Source organism: Acinetobacter sp. UBA3025 (genome assembly GCF_002367915.1).
GTDB lineage: Bacteria > Pseudomonadota > Gammaproteobacteria > Pseudomonadales > Moraxellaceae > Acinetobacter.
The window spans coordinates 1-11,871 of sequence record NZ_DFDO01000012.1; the positions used below are offsets into that span (position 1 = coordinate 1).

Annotated in this window: 7 protein-coding genes; 3 read left to right on the forward strand and 4 right to left on the reverse strand. The window is 38.5% G+C overall.

Annotation, left to right across the window (positions count from 1 at the left end; all coding sequences use genetic code 11):
• Nucleotides 1–2 precede the first annotated feature (2 nt).
• Both B4J23_RS00475 and B4J23_RS00480 read left to right on the forward strand, forming a co-directional pair.
• Complete coding sequence (locus tag B4J23_RS00475; protein WP_291358220.1) at nt 3–476, forward strand: YajQ family cyclic di-GMP-binding protein; 474 nt, start codon at nt 3–5, stop codon at nt 474–476.
• Between the two features lie 25 nt (nt 477–501).
• Nucleotides 502–1,005 carry a DUF4442 domain-containing protein gene (locus tag B4J23_RS00480; RefSeq protein WP_291358222.1) on the forward strand — a complete coding sequence of 168 codons (504 nt, stop codon included), beginning with the start codon at nt 502–504 and terminating at the stop codon, nt 1,003–1,005.
• Between the two features lie 58 nt (nt 1,006–1,063).
• Here B4J23_RS00480 and B4J23_RS00485 read toward each other — a convergent pair whose 3' ends face one another.
• From B4J23_RS00485 to B4J23_RS00495, 3 genes are all read right to left on the reverse strand, one after another.
• Entirely contained in the window at nt 1,064–1,435 is a 372-nt protein-coding gene (locus B4J23_RS00485; protein WP_171523022.1) for an acyl-CoA thioesterase, read from the reverse strand.
• Between the two features lie 75 nt (nt 1,436–1,510).
• Nucleotides 1,511–1,945 (reverse strand): thioredoxin TrxC, encoded by a 435-nt coding sequence (gene trxC, locus B4J23_RS00490; RefSeq protein ID WP_004783672.1) that lies wholly within the window; start codon nt 1,943–1,945, stop codon nt 1,511–1,513.
• Complete coding sequence (locus tag B4J23_RS00495; protein ID WP_291358226.1) at nt 1,946–2,842, reverse strand: alpha/beta hydrolase; 897 nt, start codon at nt 2,840–2,842, stop codon at nt 1,946–1,948.
• Nucleotides 2,843–2,967: 125 nt separating this feature from the next.
• Here B4J23_RS00495 and B4J23_RS00500 point away from each other — a divergent pair, with 125 nt between their 5' ends.
• Nucleotides 2,968–3,303 (forward strand): TIGR01244 family sulfur transferase, encoded by a 336-nt coding sequence (locus B4J23_RS00500; RefSeq protein WP_004783676.1) that lies wholly within the window; start codon nt 2,968–2,970, stop codon nt 3,301–3,303.
• A gap of 220 nt (nt 3,304–3,523) precedes the next feature.
• Here B4J23_RS00500 and B4J23_RS00505 read toward each other — a convergent pair whose 3' ends face one another.
• A complete protein-coding gene (locus B4J23_RS00505) occupies nt 3,524–11,671 on the reverse strand; it encodes a hypothetical protein (RefSeq protein ID WP_291358229.1) in 8,148 nt (2,715 codons plus the stop codon).
• Nucleotides 11,672–11,871: the final 200 nt, after the last annotated feature.

Consider the following 11,871-nt stretch of genomic DNA (forward strand, 5'->3'; position numbering starts at 1 on the left):
ATATTGTTTCTGAATTAGAAATTTTTGAAGTAAATCATGCAGTTCAAAATACCCAAAAAGAGATTGCAACCCGCTTCGATTTCCGTGGACAGGATGTTTCCATTGAACTGAATGAAAAAAACAAGGAAATCAAAATTAGCACAGAAAGTGATTTCCAATGTGAGCAAGTGTATACCATGCTGGAAAACCATTTCTTCAAGCGTAAAGTGGATATTCAGGCACTAGATCCACAAAAAATGACCGCTTCAGGCAAAAATGTAGTTCAAGTGATCAAGCTTAAAGATGGCCTTGACTCAGATACAGCAAAAAAAATTAATAAGGCCATTAAAGAAAGCGGTATTAAAGTGCAATCTTCTATTCAGGGCGACAAGATTCGTGTGACTGATAAAAAACGCGATACCTTGCAACAAGTGATGGCATTCCTGAAAGAACAACAATTCGGTCTGCCTTTACAGTTCAACAACTTTAAAGACTAAGGCAGCAACGTCTGTAGATGGAATTATGGCAAAGAGCAACCGACTGACCAAACTGGTCAAAGCGACATCAAGATTACCACAAGGTATACGTACTGCTTTATTGAGTAAGACCTTTGGCCGAGTGGTTCCAATGGTTGGCTCTGCCAAGATTCGCTATCAGGAAATCAGTGCAGCCAAAGTTGTGGTGAGTATGGCCAATCATAAGGCCATTCAGAACCATATCGGTCAGATTCATGCCTGTGCTATGGCACTGCTGGCAGAAACAGCAACCGGCTTTGTGACTGCGATGAATGTACCTGACAGTGCAGTGGTTTTGATTAAAAGCCTAAAAGTGGACTTTAAGCGTCCAACCAAAGGCGCCATGACTGCAGTGGCTACTTTAACTCCTGAACAGCAGCAATTGATGCAAAGTTCAGAAAAAGGTGAAACGCTAGTACAAGTAATCGTAACTGATGAATCTGGTGAAGCACCGATTCAATGCGAGATGCTCTGGGCCTGGATTGCCAAGAACCAGTTGAAGCCAGGCTAATTTCAATACAGACATAAAAAATCCCAGATCATATATCTGGGATTTTTTATTTAATGAATTATGAGTTCTGCTGAGATTCTGCAAATTTCTGTTTTGCTTCATCCGGAATTGGACGTTTATTGCCTTTGACATCCACTGCGACAAAGGTAAATACCCCTTCAGTCACGCGTACAGGTGCACGTGAGTTATCATGACTGTCCCATACTTCGATTTGCATCTGGATTGAGGTATTACCAACTTTTAGAATTTTGGTATAGCAGCTAATGACATCGCCGACTTTCACAGGAACCAGGAAGGTCATCTGGTTAATCGAAATCGTTGCACAGCGTCCTTTACTAAAGCGCTCTGCATGAATTGCTCCCGCCAAGTCCATTTGTGAAACAATCCAGCCACCAAATACATCCCCACTCCAATTGGTATCCGCAGGCATTGCAATCGTCTGCAGGGAAAGTACTCCCTCTGGTTTAATATGAGAATCTGTCACTTGAACTCCAGGCTTTTTAAATTAGGATTGAGCATTATTTAACTGCTGATCAAGCCACTTTTGTAGTTCGCTTGAACGTAATGCACCGCTTATTCTAGCAATTTCATTGGTTTTATTCATCAAAACCAGCGTCGGAATACTACGTACATTAAATGCTGAGCTTAATCGCGGATTGGCTTCGGTATCAATTTTAGCAAATACCACTTGTGGATTTTCTTTTGCTACAGCAGCAAAATGCGGTGCCATCATTTTACATGGACCACACCAGTCTGCCCATAGATCAATCAGGATGGGAAGATCACTATGGGTGACAAACTGACTAAAGTTCTGTTCATTTAGCTCAATCGGCGCCAGTGGAACTAAAGCTTGATGACACTGACCACATGCTGGATCGGCCGTTAATTTTTCTTCAGGCACACGATTTTTAGCCTGGCAATTCGGGCATACAATGATCATCTAGCGCACTCCAATATGTTGATGTAAGAATTCTAATTGGGTCGAGACTGCTTTTTCAAACCATTCACCATGATAAATATCAAAATGCCGCATATTCCACTCATGATATTGTACAAATGGTGCAATATTGGTTGCGGTTTCCCGACTGGCTTCAATGGGAATCAGGCTGTCTTGTTGTGCTGCGATAAACAGAACAGGAATAGTGATTTTGCGGACTTCCTGAATAGGACGATATCGCATCAATTTAAAGAATACCCGGGCTGGGATATGACCACTCCAGTAATAATCTGGATTCACAATGGATAGATATCCTTCATAACTGTCTTGTGTCGGCATAAAACAGAGTTCATGACGATCAACCACCGGCAAGGTCTTGGGCGCCATTCCTACCTTTGCCCCCATATAATCCTGACTGGAAATCTTCAGGGCTTTAGGCAATTGCTGCAAAGGATAAAGTTTGGCACTTTCTGCACCATCAACAAAGGGTACCTGTACCATTACCGCCTGAATATTTTTTAGTTCTGCGGCCAATGTCAGTACATGCCCGCCACTCAATGCTGTTCCCCATAACACAATCCGTTTAGTATCAATAGATTTACGTGCCTGCAAATGCTGGATCATTGTACGCCAGTCTTCAAGCTGAGCACTGATTGAAACCGATTCACGCGGACGCCCGGTACTGCCTCCCCAATAGCGATAATCAAACAGAACTACTGCATAACCTGCACTAGCAAAACGTTGGGCATATTGCACCAGTTTAAAATGACGTAAAGCAGCCAGGCCGTGAGCCATCAGGATCACAGCTGGTTTGTCAATCTGTTGAGGACGATAGAAATCCGCAGCAATCACTTCCTGACCGCTTTTGACATACAGTGGTTCGACTGTATAGGCGTACATACGCGCTCCATTGCGTTATTTTATAGTTGTAATCGTTTATAAATTTTTCAGAACTAGGCCATCATGTTTTCAGCTTAATGCTATCATAAAGCATATCAAGATAAATGACATAATGGAGTGACATCATGAGCGAAAATGTAGGCTTTGCTGGCCAAATTGGTCCTGAACATATCTCTCAAGTAGTTGAAAAAGGTTTTAAATCAATTATCAATAACCGTCCGGATATGGAAGGTGGCCCTGAACAGCCAACCAGCGTACAAATTGAGGAAGCTGCTCGTAGTGCAGGTCTGGATTATGTCTTCCAGCCAGTAGTTGCCGGCCAGATTACCGAGCTTGATGTGCGCACCTTTGCTAACCATTATAACGAATTACCAAAGCCGATCTTGATGTTCTGCCGTACAGGAAATCGCTCTAATAACTTATATCAACTGGCGAAACAGATGGATCTGCTGGATGATTAAGATATTTGGGGGAGATGTACTTTTAGTCAACATCTCCTTTTAATTTCAGAGATCGACCTATGAATAAATTCTTACTGGTTATATGTTGCAGTCTTGCATTGACAGGTTGTAGTTCCATGAATTTTAAGCCTACTGTGGGTGTCAGTGTGGGAACTTCTATGTAACTTTTAAAAAGAAGCTCTCAAAAAAAACAGCGCCGAAGCGCTGTTTTTTTATCAAATTAGTTAGTACAAGTCGTATATGGACTTACACGGTTAGGGGCATAACTTCCATCAGCCGCATAATCACTAGCTAAACTTGGTAATGTTAATATTGTATAGCCTCTCGTTGGTGTCTGTGCAAGTGTTGTTTTCGCACCAATCTCTACAGATACCCATTGTGCATTAGCTTTTGGATATTCAATAATGAAGTCAAATTTACCTGTACTATCTGTACGATAAGTCGCAGTATATGGATGTGCCGTACTATTATTTGCTGTACCACCTAAGAAACGAACCACACGTAATGCCTGACCATTCGCTGTCCAAGTAGAAGAACTCGCATTAATTGGACATGTAGTCACCAAGTTCTGCATTAATGTCTGTGACGGTGTAAAATTCAGCAATGGGTAGTAATAGTCACCTGGCTTAATCCAAGCTTTTAAACTTGTGAATGGATAAACTGCATCTAATTCTTTCACCTCTTTTGTCTTTGGTGTTCCATCTGAATTATATTCAGGATTACCATTTGCATCTAAAACAGGTTTAGTCACGACTTTCCATGGATCTTTTTGAATACCAAACTCCCATTCACCGATGACATAAGAAGTTGGACGAACATCCAGAACAACATCCTGATTTGCAACAGGTTTACCATCAACATCAACTAATTGAACAGAACCTTCTTTTTGATAATAAACCCCATTAGCTGTTGATGTAATCTCTGTTGGATTAAAGTTAACAGCAATAGAACCAACAGTAACTGGCACTTCTGAATTTACAACATCAATACGATGAGGTACACGTCGTTCTGTATTTTGTTCATCCTTAACAATAGCCTCTACACGTAGGTCAGCAGTAGCAAAGTCATAGTTTCGATCACGCAAGCTTTCATCAATAACAATTGTAAATTTTGCCCAACCATTCTCATCACTTTCTACAGTTGATGCACCACGAATATAAGCACCATTTTGACTGTATGCTGGGATTGTTAAAGTTACTGCTTTTCCAGTTTGACTTGATCCTTCTAAGTCTACTACTAATACAGACACTTCAACACTATCGCCTCTTAGATTCAATTTATCTTTAGATGACTTGATTTTTAAATCTAATGTTGGTGCTAGAACTGTTGGTGAATGGACTTGAATACTACCAGGTTGAGTTACTATAGCACCTGTTACAGTGGTATGTGTTGCTGTTAATTCAATTGGTAGAGCAGGAGTTGATAATATTCCCTGTAATGATTTCATTGATACTTCAAATACAGCTTCACCAAATTCATTTGTTGTAATTTGTGAAGAACCATTAATACTCGTAGCATTACGTGGGTCATTAATCGCTAAAGTTACAGTTTCATTGGCAACCCCACCTTGATTCGCATCAAGAAGTTTAACTGTTACAAATGCACTATCACCTGCTGAACTTAATGACACACGACTACTATCAATAGTTAAGTGATAAGGATTACTAATATCTTGAACAACAAAATTTAGCTTCGTCTGAATTTCATTACCGCGTGGATCACGGATAGTTCCTGTTACTACAATAGATTCTAAAGCAGCAGATGTAATACCTTGTGGAATAATTAAGTCAATTGGCACTGAACCATTTCCTTGTATTACCACTCCGTCAGCACTCAGCTTAATACCTGCAGCTATCGCTTCTGGATTCAGATTCAATCGCATTGGTGTACCAGCTGCAGTATTAATCCCCATTTCATCTTTAACAGCTGCATACACTTTAACTGTTTGCCCAGCTGTCACTGTTTTTACATCTGATGTTAAACGCGGATTTAAAGCATTTGCTGGAGCGGTGATACTAATTACACTTGTTTGCTGTAAACGATCGCCATTATTTAAGTTCGTACCAACTACGGCAAAGACAATACCATTTTTGATCAAACTAGCATCATACACGCCCTCAGATACCGTTACCGTAAACTCGGCTTCACCATTACTGTTAGTTTGTGTTGGTATATTACTTAATGAAACACGACTAGAGGTTAGCTTAGAAAGAGCAACCGCAATTGGTGTATTTGGAATCGCTTTACCATCTTTATCAACTGCTGTAATTTTGATTCGTGCTTCACCACCGAGAACAGATATCGTATCTAGTGGCTTACCATCTACTGCAGTAAAAATAAGATTCGCTAAATCTGGTAAAACCACAGCAGCTTTATCTAATTCAATTTTACGAACCAAAGTATAATCAGAACCATCAGCACGTCGCGCAGTTGCTGTAAATTCAAGATCATTTGCAGCTAGGTTTTCAACTTCCGCTTCATTTTGAGGATTGATGGTCACTTCAAATGTTGCAAGACCATTACTGTCTGTCATGACTTGAGATGGTGAAACAAAACTTACACCATTTCTTAAAGCAGCTTCATTTAACCCAAGTGAAACGACTTGGTTTGCAAAAGCCTTACCTTGTGTATCTTTCGCATTAATTGTCACCTGAATCGTCTTAGGTGTATTCACACCCAATGTAACAATATAATCAGATGCATCTAAGGTAAAGTAATCTAGAATCTGCCCGACATTTGGTGATTTAAAGTTCAAGGTTTGAACAGCAGCTTTACCATTGCTGGTTGTCGCCGTGATACGAACACCTGGACTTACCAACTTAATCTGCTCTTGAGTACCTGCAACTTTATATTCAAACTCAAAATAAGCGTAACCATTGGCATCAGTAAGCTTAGTTGCTTCACCTGTTAAAGTTAACTGTGCTGTTTTTAACTGCTCTAGGGTTAAATCCGGTGTATCAATCGTAACTTTTGCACCCTGTAAAGCACCCTTATCAGCAGATAACGCTTTTACTGGTACAATAATTTTTTGATCTTTTGAATAATCAAATGCTTGCAGAATTGGATCAATTAAAACCTCTGCAGGTGTAGATTCAACATCAGGAGCTCTTAAATCAATACGACGAGAAGCTTCATAATTCGAACCATCAGCACGTTTAGCTGTTAATGTAACCTGTAAATCACCAGTCACATCATCAATCAGCTTTTGCACTTCCGCTTTATTACGTGGCAATGCTTTAAAGGTAAAGGTCACATAACCATCAGCATCGGTTTTTTGCGTAAAGGTCTGTGCACCAACATTCGCTCCTGTTGGATCAAGTAAATAAACACCATTATTATGTGCCTGTTCATTATAGCTGATCGTTACATCTTGATTAGCAAGTGCTGTACCACCCACATTGATTGCACGTACCTTAACTGTAATATCAGTTTGTATGTTTTCTTCGATCGCAGCATAACCATTTGTATCAATAGAAATATAATCTAAAGCTTCTGAAGTTAAAGACTCTCTAAAGTTCAATTTTGTTGTTTGTGTTTTTCCATTTGCAGTTGCGGTAACAGTTACACCATTTAAGATCTCACGCTGTACTGTAGAGTCTGCATATTTATATTCAAATACAAATGTCGCATAGCCGTCATCACCAGTAAACTGTTCAGCTGCTCCATTTAAACTAAAGTTCAGTTGTGCTAATTTCGCTTGAATATCAGTTGTGATTGCAACTTTTTCATTTTTCAGCGTACTGCCAGCAGCATCTAATGCTTTAACGCGTACTTGAATCGTATGCTCTTGAGTATAGTCAAATGAGTTTAAGATTGGATCAATAACTAAAGTCTCAACTTTAGATTCAACTTGCTCTTCAGCTTGTACTAATTCAACTTTACGTTGAGCTTGACGAATAGATCCATCAGCAACTGCAGATAAGACTTTCACTGTTACGCCATTTGCCAATAATGCTTCTAATTCCTGTTTGTTCTTTGGATGCACACTGAATTCAAATTTTGCATAACCTTCTGCATCAGTTGCCACTGACGAAGCTGTAAGAAGATTAATACCATTTTCATTGGTTAATTCAATCTGAACATTTTGATTTGCCAAAACTGAACCATCAGTACTTTTTGCAAGCACTGATAACGCAACTTTAGTTTCTACATCCGTATCAATGACAGCTTTACCAATCATATCAATGACAAGATAATCAAGCGTATTAGTTTGAGTTTCCGCAAAGTTAATAACCGTGCGTTGCTCTTTACCATTTGCAGTCGCCAATAATGCTACACCTTTCAATGCAAGAGGTTTTTGCTCTGTAGATTGTGCATCGTAGTTATAGCTAAATTCGAAGACAGCATAGCCTTGATCATCGGTATATTGCTCAGCAGCACCATTTAAACTCAAATTAAGTTTTGCTAATTCTGCACTTGAGATGTTTTCAGGACGCAATGTGATTTTTTCATTACGTAATGCGCTACCATCTTCACCAATCGCCTTCACTCGTACCGCAATGGTATGATTTTTACTGTAATCATAAACACTAATAGGATCAATGATCAGATAATCAACTTCACTTGGTGCTTCTGCTTCTGACTTATAAAGTTCAACTTTTCTTGATACTTTGTATGCAGAACCATCTACACGCTGTGCAGATAAACGAACATTCAAACCAGATGCAAGCAATGCCTCTAATTCAGATGCATTTTCTGGTGCAATGTTGACTTTAAATGTGGCTTGTCCTTGTGCATCGGTCACAACTTCTGTCGCAGAATTAAATGAAATACCACTATTGGTTTCTGTTTCATTCAATTCAATTTTCACAGTCTGGTCTTTTAATGTCTGACCATTTGTTGCCAATGCAGTTGCTGTAATCATCACTTCTGTTGGTTGATCGGTTGAGATAACTGCACGACCACCTGTAGATACCACTAAATAATCAAGATTGATTTCTTGTTCATTTGCAGGTGCTTTAAAGTTAATAATCGTATTATTCGTCTTTCCATTAGCAGTTGCTGTAATTTCAAAACCATTTAGCAGTTTCTTTTGTGCAGGAGACTGTGCATTGTATTTATAGTCAAATGTGAATGTCACGTAACCATAATCATCAGTCAGTTTCGTCGCATCGCCAACAAGACTTAAATTCAGATCAGCTAACTCTTGTGCACTAAGGGCTGTCGTTAAGCTCACTTTTTCATTGCGTAAAGACTGACCAGCTTGACCAATCGCTTTCACGCGTACTTGAATTGTTTGGTCTTTTGTATAGTCATATGCTGCTTGTAACGGATCGATTAATAGTGAAGATACTTGCGATGTTTGCTCTTGCTCAACAAGCTTAATCGTTCTTAGCGTTGTATATTCAGAACCATCTTTTGCAGTTGCTTTAACAGCGACTGTTACACCACTCGCAAGTAATGCATTTAGTTCATCTTTATTCTTTGGTTTCGCATTTAAAACGAACTCAGCATTACCTAATGCATCTGTAACTAGGTTGTTAGAGGTTGCATACGTTACGCCATTTGAAACTGCAGTATTATCAATACCAATACTAATACGTTGGTTAGCTAAAACCTTACCATCTGTACCCATTGCCTTGACACGGATCTTAATCGGTGTATCTGTAGTGGTCGAAATTAAGGCTTGTCCATCTGTATCGACAGTAAAGAAACTTAAGTCGATACTATCGCTCGGAGCCTTAAAGTTAATGCGAATATTGCTGACCTTACCATTTGCCAAAGCATAGAAAGTAAGACCTTTTTTCGCAAGCTCTTCTTGTTCAGGCGTTTCGTTATATTGGTAACTAAGTTTAAACGTTGCATAACCTAATGCATCAGTAATTTGTTCTGCTTGGGTCGTAAAACTTAAGCCTAACTGCTGCATCTGCTGATTAGTTAGGGCAGATTTTAATTGAATTTTTTCTTTTGCTAATGGGCTTCCATTGACATCTAATGCTTTTACACGAACGGTAATTTCTTGATTTTGCGTATAGTCAAAACGGGTTAAGATTGGATCTACCATGAGGTAATCCACTTGACTCGTTCCAGTGTCAATAATCGAGTTTGAAACTAAGTCAATTTTACGAGTAACTGAATGCTTAGAACCATCATTACGATAAGACACTACTGCAACAGTTAGGCCTTTTTCAATTAAGGTATTTAATTCAGTTAAATTACGTGCTGCAACTTTTAATTTAAATTCAACTTTACCTTGTGCATCCGATACAAGCTTAGTTGCTGTGGCATATGAAACACCATTTGAAATCGCAGTTTCATCAATACCAATAGCTAATTCTTGATTTGCAAGAACTGCACCATCAATACCAAAGGCTTGCGTACGTACTATAATTTCAGTTTGTTGATTAAGTGCGATTTGAGCTAAGCCATCAGTATCTAAAGTAAAGTAATCAAGGCTGACTTTGTCACTGACACTCTTTGTATTGAAGTTAACTTTAATCGTTTGAGTCTTTTGATTAGATAATGCCGTGGATGTAAAAGTAATCCCTTGCTTAGCCAACGCCTGCTGTTCTGCAGATTTATTATATTGATACTTATAAACAAACGTTGCATAACCATCTGCATCTGTTAAAACTTCAGCAGCTGTACTTAAACTTAGACTCAACTTATTCAGCTGATCATCTGAAAGTAAAGATTTAATTGATACTTTTTCATTTTTAAGAGGGCCACCTTTTTCACCAATTGCTTTTACTTTAATTGTAATGTCTTGGTTCTTGGTAGGATCAAAGTTTTCATTAATTGGGTCAATTAAGAGATACTTAACTGCTTCAGTTGCAACAGCCTTATCTTCAACAACAATTTTAATATTGTTGCTAATACCGTTATCTGTTGTAAACGTCGCTGTGATCCCTGAAGCCTTTAATGCTTCTACAGCTGCTACTGTTTGCGATGCTGGTGTTTTAATTCTGAAAGTGACATAACCCTCTGCACCGACAGACTGACTTTCATTTAAATCAAAGTTAACACCATCACTACTGCCTTCTAACTTAACAGCATTCGCTACAGCTTCGCTATTCAAGGTAAGTTTGATTTTACCTTTTTTCGCAGCATGTCCATTGTTCGCAATCGCTTTTACCTTAATTTCAACACTGTCAGACATTGCATTGATTTTATAAGATGAAGCGATTTCTAGACGTTGAATAGCTTCTTGATCGGTTGCACTATCATCTGCAGTAATAACATCAACAGTAATGGTCGCGAATTTCTCAGGGTTCTCTAGGAAAGTTGCTTTAAGTTCAATCCCTTCATCCTTCAAAGCAAGTGGTGTATCAGAATTACTTTTTAGGATAAATTCCGCATAACCTTGTGCATTTGTAATGGCTTCAGTTTTATCCAAGGTCACACCACGACCAGATTGATTGGTCTCCAGGCGAACTTTTTTACCTGCTAAATCTTGTTTATTGGAATTTTTGGCATATACACGAATACGTGCTTCGCCATTTTTTGCAGCAATCGGTGCATCAGGCTTAATAATTTCAAGTTTATCGACAATTGTTGCAATATCTTTAAATGTTAGAGACGTAGTTGCTTGCTTTTCTGCACGATGCTCATCAATGAGTTTAAAGTTTAGTGTTTTAGATGTATCTACAAGCTGTTGAATTTGTGCCGCAGTTAAATTTTTATTTGCTACAAGTTTAAAATTTGCTTTACCTTCACTACCTGTCTGTACAGATGATCCGTTGCTAATTACAAACAATCCTTGTAACTCAGCAGGTAAAGACAATTCAACGGTTTGTCCTGACTTAGAACCACCTTTTGGATCAGTCACTTGGACAAAAAATTCAACTGCCCCATTTGGTAAATCAATCGTAAGGCCTTGTGGCACATCTAGAGTATAATCACTAACAATTACACTAGATTTTTTAATATTAAGGGTATATACCTGTTTAACTTGTGTGCCATCTACAGTTGCAGTTAATTGTACTTTACCAGATTCAATATTAATTGAAGGAATTTTAAGCTCAAAAATAGCAATGCCATCTTCAGCTGTAGCAACTAAGGAACTTTTGCTTGTTACGCCTAACTTATCTGAATCATTAATCGCTAATCGTACATTTTTGCTAGAAATTCCACCTTTATCCGCATTTAATACCTGAACAGCAATTTGTACAGTTGAATTATCTACAACCTGAACAAGATTTTGGCCACTTGAATCTTGCAAACTAATATTTAAGCTTTCCGGAACTTGAGCTGTATTATCTGTAGATTCATTGCCGCCTCCATTATTTCCTCCTGTATTTGGTTGACTATTATTGTCATTATTATAGTAACCGTCACTCCCCCCCCCGCCACATGCAACTAAAGAAATCGATGTTGCTAAAACAGTCGTGTTAACCCCTAATTTTTTTAAATTTATAAACAAACTCATGTTTTTTCCCACTGCATATAATAGTTAAGCTGCCATAAAAATTAATCTTCTGGCTTTTACACAAAATTTACTCAAAATAGCAAAAATATGCAATCTAGTTACATAATTTACATCAGAAACATTGTAAATCATGCATATAAATATTCATGTTCTGAGAATTAGTAAGCATTTTATGTCTGACATTATTATTATCGGCGCAG